The organism is Bradyrhizobium lablabi (assembly GCF_018131005.1).
Classification (GTDB): domain Bacteria; phylum Pseudomonadota; class Alphaproteobacteria; order Rhizobiales; family Xanthobacteraceae; genus Bradyrhizobium; species Bradyrhizobium lablabi_D.
Genome location: NZ_JAFCJK010000008.1, coordinates 120,519 through 139,269 on the forward strand (window position 1 = coordinate 120,519; position 18,751 = coordinate 139,269).

The 18,751-nt window shown below is 62.3% G+C and carries 19 protein-coding genes and 1 pseudogene; 12 read left to right on the plus strand and 8 right to left on the minus strand.

The window, feature by feature from the left end; translation table 11 throughout:
* The first annotated feature begins 281 nt into the window (after positions 1-281).
* On the plus strand, positions 282-473 hold the full coding sequence (locus JQ553_RS24165; protein ID WP_212502713.1) for a hypothetical protein: 192 nt from the start codon (positions 282-284) through the stop codon (positions 471-473).
* Positions 474-856: 383 nt separating this feature from the next.
* Here the strand turns inward: JQ553_RS24165 and JQ553_RS24170 are convergent, their stop codons facing one another.
* Both JQ553_RS24170 and JQ553_RS24175 read right to left on the minus strand, forming a co-directional pair.
* A complete protein-coding gene (locus JQ553_RS24170) occupies positions 857-1,219 on the minus strand; it encodes a hypothetical protein (RefSeq protein ID WP_212502530.1) in 363 nt (120 codons plus the stop codon).
* A gap of 558 nt (positions 1,220-1,777) precedes the next feature.
* Complete coding sequence (locus JQ553_RS24175) at positions 1,778-2,548, minus strand: hypothetical protein (protein WP_212502531.1); 771 nt, start codon at positions 2,546-2,548, stop codon at positions 1,778-1,780.
* 248 nt (positions 2,549-2,796) lie between these two features.
* Between JQ553_RS24175 and JQ553_RS24180 the strand changes: the two are divergent.
* From JQ553_RS24180 to JQ553_RS24190, 3 genes and pseudogenes are all read left to right on the plus strand, one after another.
* Positions 2,797-3,828, plus strand: a pseudogene (locus JQ553_RS24180) (IS110 family transposase).
* A gap of 503 nt (positions 3,829-4,331) precedes the next feature.
* The gene (locus JQ553_RS24185) at positions 4,332-6,839 is read left to right on the plus strand and encodes an arylsulfatase (RefSeq protein WP_212502532.1); all 2,508 of its coding nucleotides are present in this window, start codon (positions 4,332-4,334) and stop codon (positions 6,837-6,839) included.
* Between the two features lie 234 nt (positions 6,840-7,073).
* Positions 7,074-7,580, plus strand: a complete 507-nt coding sequence (locus JQ553_RS24190) for an isoprenylcysteine carboxylmethyltransferase family protein (protein ID WP_212502533.1) — start codon at positions 7,074-7,076, stop codon at positions 7,578-7,580.
* 925 nt (positions 7,581-8,505) lie between these two features.
* Here JQ553_RS24190 and JQ553_RS24195 read toward each other — a convergent pair.
* Both JQ553_RS24195 and JQ553_RS24200 read right to left on the minus strand, forming a co-directional pair.
* Complete coding sequence (locus JQ553_RS24195) at positions 8,506-8,904, minus strand: hypothetical protein (protein ID WP_212502534.1); 399 nt, start codon at positions 8,902-8,904, stop codon at positions 8,506-8,508.
* A gap of 23 nt (positions 8,905-8,927) precedes the next feature.
* Positions 8,928-9,152 carry a hypothetical protein gene (locus tag JQ553_RS24200; protein ID WP_212502535.1) on the minus strand — a complete coding sequence of 75 codons (225 nt, stop codon included), beginning with the start codon at positions 9,150-9,152 and terminating at the stop codon, positions 8,928-8,930.
* Between the two features lie 94 nt (positions 9,153-9,246).
* On the opposite strand from JQ553_RS24200, the gene JQ553_RS24205 reads away from it, so the two are divergent.
* The 3 genes from JQ553_RS24205 to JQ553_RS24215 all read left to right on the plus strand — a co-directional run bounded on the left by JQ553_RS24205 (position 9,247) and on the right by JQ553_RS24215 (position 11,513).
* A complete protein-coding gene (locus JQ553_RS24205; RefSeq protein ID WP_212502536.1) occupies positions 9,247-10,071 on the plus strand; it encodes a helix-turn-helix domain-containing protein in 825 nt (274 codons plus the stop codon).
* Positions 10,072-10,129: 58 nt separating this feature from the next.
* Positions 10,130-10,798: a DsbA family oxidoreductase gene (locus JQ553_RS24210; RefSeq protein WP_212502537.1), complete on the plus strand. Its 669-nt coding sequence runs from the start codon at positions 10,130-10,132 to the stop codon at positions 10,796-10,798.
* Positions 10,799-10,874: 76 nt separating this feature from the next.
* The gene (locus JQ553_RS24215; protein ID WP_212502538.1) at positions 10,875-11,513 is read left to right on the plus strand and encodes an NIPSNAP family protein; all 639 of its coding nucleotides are present in this window, start codon (positions 10,875-10,877) and stop codon (positions 11,511-11,513) included.
* Positions 11,514-11,520: 7 nt separating this feature from the next.
* Here JQ553_RS24215 and JQ553_RS24220 read toward each other — a convergent pair whose 3' ends face one another.
* Both JQ553_RS24220 and JQ553_RS24225 read right to left on the minus strand, forming a co-directional pair.
* Positions 11,521-12,711, minus strand: a complete 1,191-nt coding sequence (locus JQ553_RS24220) for a GNAT family N-acetyltransferase (protein WP_312015192.1) — start codon at positions 12,709-12,711, stop codon at positions 11,521-11,523.
* Between the two features lie 161 nt (positions 12,712-12,872).
* The gene (locus JQ553_RS24225; protein ID WP_212502540.1) at positions 12,873-13,280 is read right to left on the minus strand and encodes a hypothetical protein; all 408 of its coding nucleotides are present in this window, start codon (positions 13,278-13,280) and stop codon (positions 12,873-12,875) included.
* A 160-nt stretch (positions 13,281-13,440) separates the two neighbouring features.
* Between JQ553_RS24225 and JQ553_RS24230 the strand changes: the two genes are divergently transcribed.
* Together JQ553_RS24230 and JQ553_RS24235 are read left to right on the plus strand one after the other, a co-directional pair.
* On the plus strand, positions 13,441-13,662 hold the full coding sequence (locus tag JQ553_RS24230; RefSeq protein ID WP_212502541.1) for a hypothetical protein: 222 nt from the start codon (positions 13,441-13,443) through the stop codon (positions 13,660-13,662).
* Positions 13,663-13,674: 12 nt separating this feature from the next.
* Positions 13,675-15,681: a pyrroloquinoline quinone-dependent dehydrogenase gene (locus tag JQ553_RS24235; RefSeq protein WP_212502542.1), complete on the plus strand. Its 2,007-nt coding sequence runs from the start codon at positions 13,675-13,677 to the stop codon at positions 15,679-15,681.
* 40 nt (positions 15,682-15,721) lie between these two features.
* Here the strand turns inward: JQ553_RS24235 and JQ553_RS24240 are convergent, their stop codons facing one another.
* Together JQ553_RS24240 and JQ553_RS24245 are read right to left on the minus strand one after the other, a co-directional pair.
* Positions 15,722-16,186, minus strand: a complete 465-nt coding sequence (locus tag JQ553_RS24240; RefSeq protein ID WP_212502543.1) for a PaaI family thioesterase — start codon at positions 16,184-16,186, stop codon at positions 15,722-15,724.
* A gap of 37 nt (positions 16,187-16,223) precedes the next feature.
* Entirely contained in the window at positions 16,224-17,699 is a 1,476-nt protein-coding gene (locus JQ553_RS24245; protein ID WP_212502544.1) for an amidase, read from the minus strand.
* A 97-nt stretch (positions 17,700-17,796) separates the two neighbouring features.
* On the opposite strand from JQ553_RS24245, the gene JQ553_RS24250 reads away from it, so the two are divergent.
* From JQ553_RS24250 to JQ553_RS24260, 3 genes are all read left to right on the plus strand, one after another.
* On the plus strand, positions 17,797-18,051 hold the full coding sequence (locus tag JQ553_RS24250; RefSeq protein WP_212502545.1) for a hypothetical protein: 255 nt from the start codon (positions 17,797-17,799) through the stop codon (positions 18,049-18,051).
* Between the two features lie 34 nt (positions 18,052-18,085).
* Entirely contained in the window at positions 18,086-18,367 is a 282-nt protein-coding gene (locus tag JQ553_RS24255; RefSeq protein WP_212502546.1) for a hypothetical protein, read from the plus strand.
* 104 nt (positions 18,368-18,471) lie between these two features.
* Positions 18,472-18,702, plus strand: a complete 231-nt coding sequence (locus JQ553_RS24260; protein ID WP_212502547.1) for a hypothetical protein — start codon at positions 18,472-18,474, stop codon at positions 18,700-18,702.
* Positions 18,703-18,751: the final 49 nt, after the last annotated feature.

An 18,751-nucleotide genomic window follows, 5' to 3' on the forward strand; every position in this document is an offset into this window, starting at 1 on the left:
CTGACGGCAATTCCCTCAGCCGTCTCCGAAAATTTGATGGCCAGACCATGACTCAAATGTGCGATTTCATGGTCAGCCAGAGCCTGCTTCTAAGCTCTGTCAGTCTGTTCCCATGCGCGGCAGGAGCGCTGTCCGATGATAATGCCGGGAACAAAGTTCCTTTCGGAACGTCCGCCCAGGGTGTAGGTTAACGTCTATCACCGCGCGGATAATCCCGGCAGCTATCGGTGACAGAGAGACCAACCGCGCTCCCGCCCACTCTAGCAGGGAAGGAGAGCGCCATGAGGCGTCGCTCACAGCCCCACACGTTCGAAGAGAATATGGACGCGGAGAAGGCCCGCGTCGAAGAAGCGTTTGAAAATATAGAACCCGGACCAGAGCGCGACTTGCTGGAACGGAAGCTCTGCCAGATCGAGACCGCCTCTCACATCCACGAGTGGCTGACATCGCCGGGACTGCAACCGCCAAAGTAAGCGGCTCCGTCGTGAGCGACCTGCTTTATCGAGCTAGTATCGTGGCGCTCTGTCTGTCTCCTATCGCCATCGCTGTCATTGTGATGATTATGTAGTAAGGCCGCCTCAGTTGGCGGCCTCTTTCACGACAGCCTTGGCCCGCGCGGCGCACGGCCTTCCCCGCCTGCCAAATGATCTTCGATGTTATCGGCGATCTCCTCGCAGACCGACGCCAACGCAAGCAATTCGGCTTTCACGAGAGGATCGTCGGCTTGCTCGACACGTTTCCGACACGTGGCCGCTTGATCCCATAGATAGGTAAGCCAATCATGTATGCCGAACACGGTACCGTTGAGCTTGGAGCGGTGACAATCCATGGTGGAGCTTACACTGGAACGCCCGCTCTAGGCTGTCTTGGCGAAAATCGTGAGCACACCGTCGGCGATGTTGATGGCAACAACGTGCGACGAGCTCAAGCCCTTCGCTTTAAGCGCAGATACTGCCGCCGGTGTCGCGTCAATGGACTTCCGAAGTGATTGCAAATCTTCTTCGCTTGTCTGCGCGACGATTGCATCGACCTTTGAGCGGACCGCAGGTTGCAATTGCTCGATGCCGACTACCTGTATGCTCCGAATGACCGTGTCGGATTGAGCAGGCGGCTCCTGTGCACGGGGCTGCGGGGACGCTCCTTGTGCCTGCACGAAAGCGGTCATCCCAAGGGAGAGTGCTGCAATAATGACGGATGCAGTGACGATGCGCATGGTCATTCCTTTTCTCAGTTTGGGAACCAAACGCACTATCCACGAAGTTTGGTTAGCGTTGGATTCTCTCGTGGCCATTCGGTGAAACCAATGCGGCAGCAACAGTTCCCCGGCTCACAATGATGTGCGGGCGGGCGGAAAAGTTTGGCTGATGGGCGAGCGACTTCCGCTGCGGCTTAAGCAGAAGAAAGTAGCAACCGCTCATGTCGGCTATTGAGGGCGAACCGGGCGGAACATCGCGCCAGGCTGGGTCGACCGCTTCTGGGCCAGGAACGGACATCGCGCCGCTCTTGGCCGACCTCTGCTTTGGCGGCGGTGCAGCCGGCGGATGTCGCTGGGTATAGCCGCCTCTGCCGACGAGGAAGGCACGCTGACCCGGCTCAAAGCAATCAGAAGGGAACTGATTGACCCAACTATTGCCGGATCGTCAAACTACCGGCGATGGTATGCTGGTCAGGTTTGCGAGCACCGTTGACGCGGTTCGTGGTGCCGTAATCGGCTCGTTAATCCTGTGGGCCCTTGCACAAAGCATGAGCCGTTGATCTCGTCCCGCCTGCACGACGGTTAGTCAGTGATAACCGGCAGGCCCTTGACCAAATCAATCATGGGTCGCACGTCTTCCCTCAGGATTCCGGCACGTGGGGAATCCAGATCAATTATTAGATATATGACGACACTGACCAGCGCTGCTGTGATGAGGCTAGGCAAGCGAGACCGAAGCGGGTCAAGCCTGTTCGCGTAGCCTGAAAAGCCGCAGGAAACAGCGCAAATCGCAAAGAGCGCGATTATTATTTCTTCCGGAATTTGGTTTCGCAGTTCTGCAAGACGTTTCGCTTGGTTGTCGATCATCTCGTTGAGCGTCTGGATAAAGAGCCCGGTGGGCACCATTTCCTTGTCTTTAACGGAAAGAGTTTCAACGCGCTGCCACAATGCCTCATGGATTTCGTTCGAACGAGCTAAGAGCACCACCCGCGCTTGCTCGGTCGTGGAAAGGGCCGTCCTCATCTCGGCATATTCCCGAAGCAACTTCAGCGTCTCTTTCCGGGTGGGCTCTGGCAGCAAGCGCGCACGTAACGCCGTGGTGCCGATTGCGTTGGCCAAATTGACTGTCGCTTCGCGTCGCGCGTCGAAACGCGTGAGCGCCATCAGAAAGCTAAAACCAACCATCAAGCCGACCATTCCGAGAAGCACTTGCTCCAGCGCGGCGAGATGGTTGCTTACGCCTTTGCCTTCATTCCGCTTGCCAAGTCGCCATCCGATTTCGTGCGCCAAAAAGACAACGGCGACGCCACCAAGAAAAACGAAGAGAAGGGGGAAGCCGTAAAGTTGCCCCATGACCGCTCAACTCCAAGCCATCAGTCGCCACCATGGACGCGGAAATTGATCACGGGCCGCCGCAGCACCGTTGATCTGAATCAATGATCCGTCCGATTGGCGCTCGCGTAATGGCACTGCACTTGAGCGGCTGCCCCCGGAAATAGCGCATGGGTCCGCACCTGATGCTGTGGACGGCTCCTCCACCGGCGCGAGAGTGCCAAGGTGTGGGCGCCGTTTGAGGCTCCTACGATTCGGAGGAGCAAGCTATGCAGTTTATTTCGACAATCGGTCTGGATATCGCAAAGTCGGTCTTCCAAGTGCATGGCGTTGATGCCGCCGGCCAGGTGGTCGTACGCCGTCAACTGAGGCGCCGGCAGGTCGTGGCATTCTTCCAGAAGCTGCCGCCATGCCTGGTGGGGATCGAGGCTTGCGCGTCATCGCACCATTGGTCCCGCGAGCTGCAGGCGTTTGGGCATACGGTGCGATTGATGCCTCCGGCCTAGGTGAAGCCCTACGTGAAACGGCAGAAGAACGATGCTACCGACGCGGAGGCGATTTGCGAGGCGGTCACGCGGCCCAACATGCGGTTCGTGCCGACCAAGACGGTCGAACAACAGAGCTGTCTGATGCTTCATCGGGCACGCCATCTCTTCATCCGTCAGCAGACAGCCGTCATCAACTCGATCCGCGCCCATCTGGCCGAGTTCGGGATCGTTGCCCCGGTCGGGCGCAGGGGCGTCGAGCAACTGCTGGAAGTCGTTGCCGATCCAGCCGACCGCCGGCTCCCCGAGGTGGCCCGTACGTGTCTTGCGGCTCTCGGCAGTCAATTGCGGGCACTGAAGGCCCAAATCCTGGCGTTCGATCGCCGCATCATCGCCTGGCATCGATCAAGGGCGACGAGCAAGCGGCTGGACGCGATCCCCGGCGTCGGGCCGGCGCTGGCCACAGCGCTGGTCGCCAGCGTTGCCGATCCCAGGGCCTTCCGATCGGGACGGGACTTCTCGGCCTGGGTCGGGCTCGTGCCGAAGCAGAACTCGAGCGGGGGCAAGGACAGGCTTGGCAGGATCAGCAAGCAAGGCGACCGCTATTTGCGCAGCCTGTTCACGGCCGGCGCGCTCGCCGTGATCCGCTATGCCAAGATCCATGGCACCGGTCATCGGCCCTGGCTCACTCGATTGTTGGCCCGGCGTCCCACCAAGGTCGCCGCCATCGCGCTCGCCAACAAACTCGCCAGGATGGCTTGGGCGATGATGGCCAAGAACGAACGCTACAAGGAACCCGCCGCTCTCACGGCGTAAACGAGATCACACTGGACATCCGGTGTGGCGTAACGGTTGGGAGGACGAACAGCACGTAATGCAGCGCCGGTCGATCCGGCGATCAGGACAACCCACACGGGCCATGGCATCTTCGAATGCGTGCTTTTGACCGGGACCTGATCCGCGGAGGGCATTATGGCCAGCGGTCACGTGTACCGCGCTAACAGGCCGAACACATGGCTGCTCCGACCAACGCCGCAAGTGAAGATTCTCCTTGCCAACCCGGAGCCGTCCACACATGGCCCGTTGCCGCCGATTCAACAAGTCCGCTGTGAGGTCAGCTCTCTGAGCAAGACCGGACCACTTGTGCTCAATGCGAGCCTTTCTCATTTTGACCCCAAGGCGGACATGCTTGATCTGGATCAATCCGGACGAGCACCATTTCATTTTCCATTCAGTGTCTGTCAAAGGGCCCAAACGGCCTCATAGTTCATCAGGTCTCATTGGGCCCTCGAAAGCAACAAAGATCGAGGAAGCTAACGATGAGTGTGACGAGGAGCATCCGGCTCGGGCTATTAACATCGGTTGCCGTCGCAACTATCTCAGGTCTGCCGGCGGCCGCACAACAGATCACTGGCACGCCGGGTTCGCCCGGTGCCACGACGACGATTGATGGAAAGTATCTTCCGCCGCCGCCGCCGAAGTTCGGTGGCGACATCAACCTTCAAGCCAGCCAATCGAAACCGTATTGGCCGGCCCGCGTGGTGCCGCCCAAGGGGGCACCCAACGTGCTCCTGATCATGACTGACGACCAGGGCTATGGGGTTTCGGGGACGTTTGGCGGCGTCATCCCGACACCTGCGATGGATCGCATTGCGCAGATGGGGCTGCGCTACACTCAGTTCCACTCCACAGCACTTTGCTCACCGACGCGGGCGGCGCTGATCACCGGCCGTAACCACCACTCAGTGGGGTTCGGCATCATTTCGGAGCAAGCGACCGGTTATCCGGGTTACGACAGCATCATCGGACCAGAGAGTGCCACCATTGGTACGGTCCTGAAACAGAACGGCTACGCCACCTCGTGGTTTGGCAAGAACCACAACACGCCAAGCTATCAGTACGGCGTGACGGGACCATTCGATCAATGGCCCATGGGCATGGGCTTCGACTACTTCTACGGCTTCATGGGCGGCGAGACCGACCAGTGGACGCCGTACGTGTTCCGGAACACCACCCAGGTTTTCCCCTGGGTCGGAAAGCCCGGCTACAATCTGACCACGGACATGGCGGACGATGCTATCGCGCACCTACGACAGCTCAATGCGGCTAGTCCGGATCAGCCGTTCTTCGTCTACTACGTGCCCGGTGGCACCCATTCGCCGCATCAGCCGACCAAGGAATGGATCGACAAGTTCAAGGGCAAATTCGACATGGGCTGGAACGCCCTTCGCGAGCAGATTTTTGCCAATCAGAAACGGCTCGGCGTCATCCCAGCGAACACGCAGCTCACACCGTGGCCGGATGACCTAAAGAAATGGGACACTTTGACGGCCGATGAGAAGAAGCTGTTTGCAAGGCAGGCTGAAGTGTTCGCCGGTTATGCCGCCTACACCGACCACGAAATCGGCCGCGTGATCCAGGAAGTGCAGGACGAAGGCAAGCTCGACGATACGTTGATCATCTATATCAGCGGCGACAACGGAACGAGCGCGGAGGGCACGACGGTCGGCACGCCCAACCAATACACCGCCTACAATGGTATTTTGGACCTGCCGGTCGCCGAGCAATTGAAAGCGTACGATGCCTGGGGTTCGGCCGCGACCTATCCGCACATGGCGGTAGCCTGGTCGTGGGCCTTCGACACGCCATTCAAGTGGATGAAGCAGGTGGCGTCGCACCTCGGTGGCACCCGCCAAGGCATGACGATCTGTTGGCCGAACCGTATCAAGGATGCGGGCGGCATCCGCACCCAGTTCCACCACATGATCGACATCGTACCGACCATCCTTGAGGCAACCGGCATTCCCGCGCCGGTGATGGTCAACGGCATCGCGCAAAAGCCGATTGAAGGTGTCAGCATGACCTACACCTTCGACAAGTCGAGCGCCAACGTGCCGTCCGCGCGAACAACGCAGTATTTCGAGATGTTCGCCAACCGCGCCATCTATCATGACGGTTGGATAGCAGCGACAACGCCACCTGCGCCGCCCTGGCTCCTGGGGACTGCCAAGCTGCCCGAGGACGTGGTCAATGGCTACAAGTGGGAACTCTACAACATTGCCGAGGATTACTCGGAGAGCAACGACCTCGCGGCCAAGATGCCGGACAAGCTCCGCGAGTTGCAGCAGTTGTTCATGGTGGAGGCGGCCAAGTACAACGTGTTTCCACTGGACAACTCGGTCCTTCAACGCATCATCGCACCACGGCCCAGTGCTACCGCAGGTCGGAACACCTTCACTTACTCGGGCGAGATATCCGGTCTGCCAGAGAGCGATGCACCAAGCATCCTCAACAGGTCCTACACAATCACCGCAGAAGTGGACGTTCCGGGCGGTGTGGGCTCGACCATTGGGCGCACAGGTTCGCAAGACAGCAGCGAAGGGATGATCGTCACTGAAGGGGGACGCTTCGGTGGCTATGGCCTGTATCTGCTCAAGGGCAAGCCAATATTCGTCTACAACTTCCTTGATCTCGAACGCTTCCGCTGGGAAGGCCAGGACGCGCTCGCGCCGGGGAAGCACACCATCGTGTTCGATTTCAAGTACGATGGACCCGGCTTCGGAAAGGGCGGAACGGGTGTGCTGAAGGTGGACGACAAGGAGGTAGCCACCAGAAAAATCCCGCACACTATTCCGTTCATCATTGCCCTCGAGGAAACCTTCGACGTGGGTGTCGATACCCGCACCGGCGTTGAAGACAAGGACTATCAGGTTCCCTTCCGCTTCACTGGCAAGCTCGACAAGCTCACCTTCAAGCTCGCGCCGGTGCAGCTAACCCGCGATGAGCATAGTGTCATTAGGCACGCCCGCGCCGACGCGGACAACTGATGCCACGGCAATCCGGCCGGGCGTCCTTTCCTCGGGGCCCGGCCGGACTTTGTAGGCAGCAACTTCCGGTTATGGCCCGAAGCGGCGCTCGACGATGTCCGCTCAAATGTCGGGTATTGTGGGTGAAGCAGAAATCTTGTGCTCGACCTGAGCTTGACCGGTTTTGACCCATGATGGCGGACCTTCCGCACTCCCGGTGCGGAGCGCCAGAATAGCAAGGAACGGATCGCGTCCATGCGAAGAACCGCCGCCGTCATCGGCACCGCCATCTTCTTCGTGTTCGTGCCCTGCGTGGTGGCCGGGGTGATCCCGTGGTGGATTTCGCGCTGGGAGTTCAGGTTGTCGTTTCTCGGCGTCGAGCTTACGCGCTTCGTCGGCGCCGCGTTAATTCTTGCCGGCGTGGCCGGGCTCGTGGATTCATTCGCGCGCTTCGCGCTGCAGGGGCTCGGCACGCCGGCGCCGATCGCCCCAACCCAGCATCTCGTCGTAACGGGCCTCTATCGCTATGTGCGCAATCCAATCTACGTGGCGGTCGTCGCCGTCATTTTCGGCCAGGCGGTCCTGTTCGGTGATTGGCGGCTGTTCGCCTACGGCGCAGTCTTCTGGCTCCTCTGCCACCTGTTTGTCGTGGGCTACGAAGAGCCGACGCTAAAAGAGTCATTCGCGGCGAAATACGAAGCGTTCCGCATCAATGTGCCGCGTTGGATCCCGCGCCTCACCGCGTGGCGAGGCGATCAGTAGCGGCCGAAGCGTATGACCTCGGCGCTGATTTTTGATGAGCTTCTCCAGAAGGCTCTTCAGCAAAGTTTGGCTGCAACTGGCCCTTCGCGACATATTGCGCCGCCGCAGGGTCGCTTTGTGAGCAAAGCGGACATCATCGCGTCACGCCACGATGTCTATGGGTACACGGCCTCACTCATGGCTACGCGGCCTGATACGTCTAAGAGCAAAGTGGCGGGCTCGGCCCCGCGCATCGGCCCGGAATGACGAAGGGATGCAGATCGGCTCTACCCCCGATTTGCCCGACGGCGCAAGCCGCCGCGCGAAAATATTTCTGTTTTTCAGAAATGCAAATCGATGTAATAATCCGCCCGTCTCACCCGATTGAGGGGCGCGTCGCGATCGTCACGAGTGTTGCGGTGGGATGCGGTGGACGGGGAATGCGCAAAAGACGAGTGCGCATGAAGCGGACGGCGAAGTCGTGTGGTTCGGACGCCCCAAGGCTGGCGTTGACTTCGCGGGATGTGTCCCGCGGACGACGGTGACAATCAAAGTCTGGTCTCGCCGGGAAGAGCACGAAGGAAACCGTAAAACCATCGCGCAGGGAAAGCCGGGTTGTTTCCGGTTACACCTGTGGTCCTACCCCGGTGCTTCTTGTTGCACCGGGCCCATGGGTGCAATCGGCACCCGGCTTTCCCTGCGCCCTCTGCGAAAGAAGAGGGTAAAACGAGATGCAAAACTCGGACAAATCATGTCGCGAGAATGCGAACTCGTGTCTTCATCGCTGTTTGATAATCATTGCGAGGAGCTCGCGACAAAATTGCAAAGCAATTGTACACTGAAGCGACGAAGCAATCCATCGCTCCGCTGGTGGTGCGATGGATTGCTTCCGCCTTCGCCAAGGCTACGGCGGACAAGTCGCTTCGCTGGCAATGACGGGCGCGGCTTATGCCGTCACGACGTTGTCACTCCTGCGCAGGCCAATATATTGCAGCTCGGCGAACACGCCGGTGGCGATCGCCTGGGCTACGACCACGATCGTGCCAAGCAAATTCGGCGACACCGCTCCGGAAAACAGCAACGCGATGCTGGCGAGCGTCCAGGCGGCATTGCCCGCGATCACGATCATCACCAGCGCCTTCGGCACCGATGGTCGTGTGCCGAGCCAACCGACCAGCGCGGTGTAGGCAATCAGAAACAGACCCGTCTCGCGCAACAGCGCTTCCGGCAGATTGAGGAAGGACGCCATCGCGCCGGCATCGAGGGTCATCACAATGGCCGATACCCCGCTGAATATGGCATCCGCGAGCAGTGCACGGCGCAGGAACTGGGACGAATTGATCATGGCATTTTCTCCTCTCGTGGGCGTCAGTTGAACCAGGCCCGGAGCTGACGCAGCAGGCGGACCGGGCGGAGCGCCTTGCCGACCCGGCTCTCCACCGCCTGCACCTGCGCGAACATGAACAGGCCAGTGTCGTGCACGAGCGGCTGGGGCATGTTGAGGGAGCGTGCCACCAGCCAGGTGGCCAGATTAAGCAGCCACGGAACCAGCACGGCGAAGGCGCGGATGAGGGACAGCATCAGCATGGTCATCTCCTGTGCGTTGGAAGATGATCCGCCGCGCGAGCGAATTCGATTACCTGGCACGTAATGGAATGGGCGAAATCCGCATGGTAGGTTCTGCATCATGAACGCATATGCATCCACGGCGCGGGCAGAGCCCGCAAAATCGGTCCACATTGGCGAGCACCTGCGCGAATGGCGGCAGCGCCGCCATCTCAGCCAGCTCGACCTTGCCGTCGACGCCGAGATCTCGGCGCGGCACTTGAGCTTCGTCGAGACCGGCCGTTCGGCGCCATCGCGTGACATGGTGCTCAAACTGGCGGAGCGACTGGACGTGCCCCTCCGAGAACGCAACGTGCTTCTGGTCGCTGCGGGCTTCGCGCCTGCCTTCCCGCAGCGCTCGCTCGAAGATCCCGCGCTGAAATCGGCGCGCGAGGCGATCAACCTCGTGCTGAAGGCGCATGAGCCCAATCCGGCGCTCGCCTATGACCGGCACTGGAATCTGGTTTCCGCCAACCGGATGGTCGCGCCGTTGCTCGAGGGCGTGCCGCAGCGGCTGCTCGGCCAGCCCTTCAACATCCTGCGGCTTGCCTTCCATCCGGAGGGGCTGGCGCCGCGCACCGTGAATCTGCCGGAATGGGCCGCGCATCTGTTGGAGCGCTTGCATCGGCAATGCGAGGCGACCGCCGATCCGGAGCTGCTGAAGCTCTATCAGGACCTGAAGTCCTATCCGATCCCGGCGCGGTCGGCGCCGATCTCGCCCGACAACAATGTCGCAATCCCGTTCAAGCTTCGCCACAATGGCGAGGTGCTGAGCTTTATCTCGACCACGATGGTGTTCGGCACGCCGGTTGACATCACGCTGCAGGAGCTGGCCCTGGAAACGTTTTTCCCGGCCGATGATCTCACCGCGGAACGGATGCGGCAGATAGCTGCCAGTATCAAATAGCGGCTTGTCTCGGGGCGCTTTTTGCCTACTTTTGGAGCTCAATTCCAGAGGACGCCCCATGAGCAGCACCCTGAAACCGCTTCGCCTCGACATCGTCTCCGACGTCGTCTGCCCCTGGTGCTATATCGGCAAACGGCGGATCGAGAATGCGCTTGCGCTGGTGCCCGACGTTCCGGTCGAAGTTCGCTGGCGGCCGTTCTTTCTCAATGCCTGGGTGCCGCGCGAGGGCATCAGTCGCGAGGAATATCTCACCACGAAGTTCGGTTCGGTCGAGGCCTACAAGGGCATCGCCGGCCGCGTGGTGACGGCGGCCGGAGAGGAGGGGCTGAGCTATCACCCCGAGCTCGTCAAGCGCCAGCCCAACACCATCGACTGCCATCGGCTCATCCACTGGGCCGAAGCCAAGGGCAAGGCGGCCGAAATGAAGCAGCGGCTGATGGAGCTGTACTTCCGCGACGGCGGAGATCTCACTGATGTCAACGTGCTGGTGCAGGCGGCTGAAGATGTCGGGCTCGACGCCGACGACGTGCGCAAGCGCCTTGCCACCGACGAGGACGTCGCCCTGATCTCTGCGCAGGCGCAGGAGGCCTCCGACAAGGGCATTTCCGGCGTGCCGACGTTCGTGTTTGCGCAGAAGTACGCTGTCTCCGGCGCGCAGCCCGCCGAGCAGCTCGCCCGCGCGATCCGTCAGGTCTCGGCCGAGATCAACACGCAGGCGGCAGAGTAGCGGTGTTTGCGAAAGCCCGGCCTCGCGCCGGGCTCTCTGTTGTCCAGATCGATCACAACAAAATTGAGGAATCGCCATGATCTACGAGTTGCGCACCTACACCGTGAAACCGGGGACTGTCGGCGAGATAGTCAAGGCGGCAAGCACGCTGTCGCGCGACATCCGCGGGGACGATTTCGGCAAGCTTGAAGGCTATTGGATCACCGAGATCGGCCCGCTCAACCAGGTCATGCACATGTGGAGCTACAGCGATCTTGCCGAGCGGACGCGGTTGCGAGCCGAGCTCGCCAAGAACCCGCGCTGGAACGGCGAGTACATTCCGGCGATCCGTCCGCTCCTGGTACGCCAGGAGGTCCGCCTGCTCAATGCCATCATTGCGCCGGTCGCGCCGCGCACAACCGGCAACATCTACGAGTTCCGCAATTATCGCGCCAAGCCCCTCGGCGGCGCCAAGCAGTGGCTCGAGCTGTTCACGGCGGTGCTTCCCGAGCGCGAAAAGTACTCCAAGATCGTCGGCCTTTGGCAGACGGAGACGGGGCAGCCGAACGAGGTCTGCCACATCTGGGCTTACCCGAGTCTCAACGCGCGCACGGAAGCGCGTGGCAATGCGCTGAAGGATCCGGCGTGGCTGGAATTCCTCGGCAAGGGCACGGCGGTGCTGGAGGAAATGCACTCGACCATCATGCTGCCGGCGCCGCACTCGCCGCTGAAATAGCCGAGCTCTACGGGGATCTGCCCCGGCAATCGCGAATGAAGTGAACCATGCGGCGCGCTTGCCCCAGCGCGAATTGCCGGGCTGCAAGCGCTGCATGAATTGCTGCGACAACGGGATCGTTGCCGCGCAGCGGGATCAGCACGTCGCCGATCGCAAATCGGCCGCGCCAGATCGGATCAATCATGGGATGGCCCGGCGCTGCTGTGGAATCGGCCGAGGCGATCGCGGGGTCGGCGCAGAGGTGTCGCGTCAGCTCGATCGTCAATTGCACGCCGGGCGAAAACTTCGCAAAACGCTCGTCGATGCCGATCTTGAAGAAGAAGGCGCGGTCGTGGTGGCGCAGCACGATCCCTGCCGCGACCGGCTTTCCCCCCGCATGCAGCGTCACGATTTCGCACCGGCCTGATTCGGCCAGCGCGACTGTCGCTCGGCGGATGAACGCGGCGTCGCCGGCATGCTGACTGAGCGCAGTGCCGCGCTTGCCCTTCCATCCGCCGGCCTCGAGGGCGAGGAAGGCCTCGAGCGCTGTCGCGACCTCGCGTGGGCCGCGGGCGACGTCGAAGCGCACTGTGCCCTGGTCGGCGAGGCGATGGCGCTGGCGGCGCAGCTCCTTCAGCTTCTTGGCGCCGAGCGCATCGCGCAGCAATTCGTCGGCGTCGCGCGTTGCATCCAGCTCGGCGCGCTGATGGGCGTGCAGCACACGCGGACGCAGGCCGTCCCGCCGCAGCGCCGCTTCGATCGCTGTCATCGCCGGGCCCCGCAGCGACATCGTGCGCAGGACCAGTGCATGCGCGCCAGAGGCTCGCGCCTGCCGCAGCATCATGGCCGCGGCATCCTCCGCCGCATCGCGATCGAGCAGCGGCGTGCACAACGTGCCATAGGGCTCAGCGCCGACGAGGGCGGGCAGGGGAATCTTGCAGGCACGCTGCATCGAGACGACAGGCAGCAGGCCGATCAGTTGCCCGGTATCGTTGGTTGCGCTCAGCGCGCGGGCGTCGGTGCGACCGCGGGCCGACGCATTGACCGCCAGCTCCCAGTCGGGCTGGTAATAGCCGTTGGCCTCGACCGCGCGCTCGGCGAGCCGGCCCCATTGGGTGACGGACATATCGGACAGGGGCGGAAGCGTACGCGCGCACCTCTCCCTGGCATCCTCGATCGATGTACGGCGGATCACTGCCTGGTCAGCAATATCGGCCACGTCCCCAATTCCCCGGCACAACGCGTCTCCCAATCGGCTTGGGCTCGTCATGGGCAATGCTATCGGAAAGAAATGGAAATGCCGTTGGCGCCGCGACGCAATTTGAGCGCTCTTGTTAACGGGCCGTTCAGCATGAGGCCGCGGGACGGCGCGAGACGCGGCTAGAGCGGCTCGTAGGTCTCTGTCAGGCAGTTGTCGTCGGCCTCGATATGCCGGCGGTCGGAGATCACGCCATCGCTGATGAAGATGCGGTAGGTCTGGGTGCCGAGCGGCTTGCCGATCACCGATGTCAGTTCGGCGCGGACGCAAGCGGTCCAGCCGAGGCCGCGCGGATCGTGCAATGGCGCCGAGACCCGCACATGAGTCGGCTGCGAACCGGACGCAAAGACCGAATCGAGCTTTGCGCCGACAAGTTGCTTGATGTCCGGCGGCGCCTCGATCGGCGGCTCGGGTGCCTTGACGCGCAGAAACTCCGGCACGGGTGCGTGGCTGTCAGCCAGCCCGCAGCCACTCAACATCGGCGCGCCGCTCAAGAGCAGCGCCGCAATCCATGCTCGTCCCTGTCCCATGGGCGTCATCTAAGCTGTAGCCACCGAGATTGCGCTCCGAAACGTGATGAAATTCGCGGGCCGTCGCGTTTTGTCGATCAACAAAAGCTGATAGACAAGCTATCCTTAGCGCGAACTGATGTTGCGGATTGTTTCTGTCGCCTAAGGGGAGAGGCGTGACATGAAGAAATTCACCGTTGCGGCCGTGGTTGTGTCGCTCATCGCGACCCCAGCGCTTGCGCAGGGACGACGAGGGCCAGGTGAGGACAAGAAGACCGAGAAGAAACCTCAGGTCGATGAAAAGGCCTACAAGGCCGCGCTCGATCGAATTCCGGAGCCCAAGGAAAAATACGACCCCTGGAGCATCGCCAAGCCCGCAGAGCCCGCCAAGAAGCCGAAATAGCTGCGACGCGGCATGCTTCGCCTGCTTGCAGTGCTGCTGCTTCTCGCGCCACCCGCGCTGGCCTGGGAGTATTGGGGCGGTGATCGCGGCGGATTGCGCTTCTCGCAGTTGAGGCAGATCACATCGGACAATGTCGGCACTCTGGTGCGAGCCTGGGAATTCCGCACCGGCGATCTGGACGTGCGCGCGCCAGCACTGATGCAGCGGACCAAATTCCAGGCGACGCCGCTGTTCGTCGAGGACAGCCTGATCTTCTGTTCACCGTTCAACGAGGTCATTGCGCTCGATCCCGGCACCGGCGCGCAAAAATGGCGCTACGATCCCAAGATCAGCACCGCGCAGCGCCCGGCCAATCGTTACGTCTGCCGCGGCGTTGCCTATTGGATCGACGATCGCGCCCCCGAAGACGCCGCGTGCCGGTCGCGCATCTTCACCGGTACCAACGACGTGCGCGTGATCGCGCTCGATGCGCGGACCGGCAAGCCTTGTGCAGACTTCGGGACCGGCGGCGAGATCAAGATCGATCCAGGGATGACGCTGCGATGGCCCGGCGAATTCCAGATCACGTCGGCGCCGGTGATCGCCCGCGGCGTCGTCGTGGTGGGCTCGTCGATCGCCGACAATCAGCGGGTCGATGCCCCCGCCGGCGCGGTGCGCGCCTTCGACGCGCGCACCGGACGGATGCTTTGGAGCTTCGATCCACTGATGCATGACGGGATCAGTGCCGGCCACACCAATGTCTGGGCACCGATGTCGACCGACGACGAGCGTGGACTGGTGTTCCTGCCCACGACATCACCCAGTCCCGACTTCTGGGGCGGCAAGCGGCCGGGCAACAACGAGCATGCCAACTCCGTTGTGGCGCTGCGGATCGAGACCGGCGAACTGGTGTGGTCGTTCCAGACCGTGCATCACGACGTCTGGGACTACGACCTTCCCGCGCAACCCACGCTCGCCCGGATCGACACCGGCGAGGGCATGCGCGATGTCGTAATCCAGCCGACCAAGCAGGGCTTTGTGTTCGTGCTGGACCGCGATACCGGCAAGCCAGTCTGGCCGGTCGAGGAACGCGCGGTGCCGCAGAACGGAGCCGATGGCGAACAGCTTTCGCCAACGCAGCCGTTTCCGACCCACGTGCCATCGCTGATTCCGCCGCGTCGCATCTCCGCCGACGACGCCTTCGAAGCGGTGCCGAGCTTCGGTCGTTCGGCCTGCGACAAGCTGTTCGGCGACTCCCGCAACGAAGGACTCTACACACCGCCATCGACGCAAGGCACGGCGTTCTATCCGATGACCGGCGGAGGCGTGAACTGGGGTAGCGCCGCTTTCGATCCGGTCAACCAGATCCTCTACGCCAATGTCAGCCACGCCGTTCAGATCATCAAGCTGATCCCGCGCGAGGAAGCCAAAGGGCCCGGCCATGATTTCGGTCAACAGGACGGCGCGCCGTTTGCGATGACGCGGACGGTGGCGAGGTCGCCGCTCGGAATCCTCTGCAACAAGCCGCCATGGGGCGAGATGATGGCGGTCGATCTCAAGGCCGGCAAGATTCTCTGGCATTCGACAGTCGGCACCAGCGAGGATTTGGCGCCGCTGGGCATCGCATTCCATTGGGGCACGCCGCTCGTCAACGGCGTCGTGGTGACTGCCGGAGGGGTCGTCTTCACCGGCGCGATGGATGCCTATTTGCGCGCGTTCGATGCGAAGTCTGGACAGGAATTGTGGTTAGGCCGTCTGCCGGTGCCCGGCATTGCGAATCCCATGACCTATCTCTGGAAGGGCGAGCAGTATGTCGCGATCGGGGCAGGTGGCCATTCCGAGGGCGGCACCTCGATCGGCGACAGCATTGTGGCGTTCCGCCTGCCGCGCCCGGGCGAGACACCATCGCTGTGGTCGCGCGCAATCGACCGCCCCGGCGGACGCTTTGCCGGCAAGGTGATCGCGGCCGGTCTTGTGTTGATCGCGCTCGTCGCGCTGCTGTGGCGCTGGCGTCGCCGGCGTCGACCGAACGCTGTGTAGGCGAAGCTCGCGCCGGAGCAAGTGCTTCCGGCAGGTACTGTTAGCCGGGCAGCATCGCGAACGCACTTGAGACCATCGCCACCGACTTGTTGTCCGCGGCGGACAGCAGCGTGACGCGGCCGAAGCTCATGGTGCGGCCAAGCCGGACCACGCGGGCGTCCGCGAGCACGTCCGCCGCCGTGACCGCGCGCATGAAATGCGTCGTCTGGTCGACTGTCGTCATCGGCCGATAGCCCTTGTTGGCGGCAAGATTGGCAAGCACCATCGCGGTGTCGGCGAACGCCATCAGCGCCTGACCGCAGACGATGCCGCCGTTGCGGCAGAGCCGTTCGGAAAACGGCATGCGCAGCACGGCGCCGGGCTGCCAGCCATCGGCGTTGCCCGAAGGAGGCATGAAGTCGAACTGCTCGATCGACAGGTTGAGATCCTGCACCCACGGCGCAAAGACGTCGCCGAGCACGCGCCTTGCCTCGTCAATCCCGAAATCTCCGGCGTGCTGCTGCATGATGTTCCGATCCTCGCTCCTGATATGTTACTTGCCTTTAGCCTCGCGTCACATGCACGCCTGGAGTCTGGCTGTCGTTCCACTTGCCGCCGATTGCCCGCTCGATCTGCGCGGCCAGTTGCAGGAGCAGTCCGTCGTTGGCCTGCCTCGCGATCGCCTGGATGCCGAGCGGCAGCCCGTGTTCGTTGGTTGCAAGCGGCAGCGAGATCGCGGGAATGCCGCAAAGATTGGCGAGCGGCGTGAAAGCGAAGTTGCGCCAGAGATTGCCGAACCAGTCCAGCACCGACGGATTGTCGCTGATCGTCAGATATTCCGTGGTGCCGATCCTCGGGGTCGGCAGCGCCGTGATCGGCGTCAGGATGATGTCCCAGTCCTCGAAGAACGCACCAAAGCCGCGCGACGTGGTGTTGAACACCGCCTGCATGCGCGCGCGATCGGCAAAGCTGGTGTGCCGGCCGTGCTCCCAGATCCGGATGTTGATCGGCTCGATCAGATCCGCCGGTGGCCGCTCCAGGGAGCGTGCCGTCAGCATGTTGCCGATCACGACGGCGAAATTGCTGATGTAGCAGGTGGTCTGCGCCGCGAAAGCCTGCCCATAATCGAGCGATGGCTGGGCATGCTCGACATGGTGGCCGAGGCCTTCGAGGAAGCGCCCGACCTTTTGGAGTTCGGCTGCGATGTGCGGCGTGGCGCGATAGTCGCCCCATTGATGCGACAGCGCGATTTTCAGCCGAGCAGGATCGCGCGTGATGACGGCGGTGTAAGGCTCCGGCGAACTCCAGAACGGCATGAATTCGCCGGGAGAAGGGCCGCGGCACGCATCGACGAAGGCTGCGGTGTCGCGAACCGAGCGCGACTGGCAGCCCTGGATCGAGACCAACCCGGTGAGATCCGACAGGTGCGGCGACAGCGAGAACACGCCGCGCGACACTTTCAAACCGATGTTGCCGTTGACGCCAGCGGGAATGCGGATCGAGCCGCCGCCGTCGGTCGCATGCGCGATCGGGACGACGCCGGCGGCGACCATGGCTGCGCTGCCGGCCGACGAGCCGCAGGTGGTGTAGTCGGTGTTCCAGGGATTACGGGTAACATAGACGGCGGGGTTCTCGGCCGAGCTGCAGACCCCAAACTCGGGCGTTGTGGTGCGGCCGATCAGGTTGAGCCCGGCCTTGCGCATTTTCGCGGTCAGGAAGGTATCCGCCGGCGCGCGATTGCCGCGCATCATCAGCGAGCCCATTTCCTGCAAACGGCCTCGCATGGTCGGGCCGAGATCCTTCATCAGGAATGGCAGCCCGGCGAAGGGCCCGTCGAGATCGGCACCGTCGCTGGCCGGATCGGCAATCACGTCGTCGAAAAGCTCGACCACACCGGAAAGTGCGGTGTCCACCTTTGCCACGCCGGCGGCGGCCTGGGCCGCCAATTCCCTGGGCGTCACGTCGCCGTTCTTGACGCGCGCGGCGAGCGCTGTTCCGTCGTGCTGGGCCCACTCGTCCCAGCTCATCGGCAAGGTCATGAGTCGTTTCCCGTCTTGCTTGGACGCTCACTGTAATTTGAGCAGGCAGCGGGTCAAACACGCGCTGGGGCGGGCGGTCACGGAGCTATTGCATGGCATGCCCGAATGCGGCTCGCCCGGCCTGAACCGACCTGGTTTTGGGGCCGCCATGGCTTCCGCAAGGGGGATTGCGCCGCTCGTGCTTCGCAGATTGGTCAACATCCGGCGGCGTGATCGCGATCTGCCTTCGCGCTCGATGGCCTACAACATGCGGCCCGATCTGGGACTCGCGGAAACAGGTGCCGAAATCCTGCAGGTCGGTCCATCGCTGGATCGAGCACAGGCACTCTTGGCGCTGCCGTTTTTAGGGTGATATACCGCTGACGAAAGCGCAGGGGAACGATCCCATGAGAATTCTAAGCGCGACTGCTGTCGCGATATTGCTGACGGCGCCGGCCTATGCCCAGATGCCTAACATCAACCTGATTCCGGAACTTCCGTCCAAGACCCAGGATCAGAAGGACGAGGACGCCGTCAAGGATAAGGCCTACAAGGAATCGCTGAGCAAGATTCCCGACGCCAAGGGGTCATCAGATCCCTGGGGAGCGGTGCGAAGCGACACGCCCAAGACGGCGGCGCCCGCCAAGCCGAAGACCAAGACGGGCAGCAATACCCAGCGCGGCCAGTAGCGTCGGTTTATCCGCGCCAACACGCGCGCGGCCCGCCCGGACTCGGATTTCGCCAATGCCCGCCTTATATTGGGATGGTCGTGAAGTAGTCCGGAGTTACCGCGATGGTCTTTCGTCCGCGCGATCTCGCCAGTCGGATGGCCGGACGGCGAAAGCAGAATGATGGCTATCTGCGCGAGACCTTCACCTTGCCGCGCGATCAGGCGCGCTTGCGGGCGCGCGATTTCCTCAACCGCTACCCGAAGGCAGCCTATATGAGCGCCGTCGAGAGCTGGCGCGAACTGCCCGGGGGTGACATCGAGTTCACGATGCGGCGGCTTGCCAGCGCGGATTGAGGTGAAAACGACCGCCGGGACGCGGTGCATCCCTTGCTCGGGGAACTTT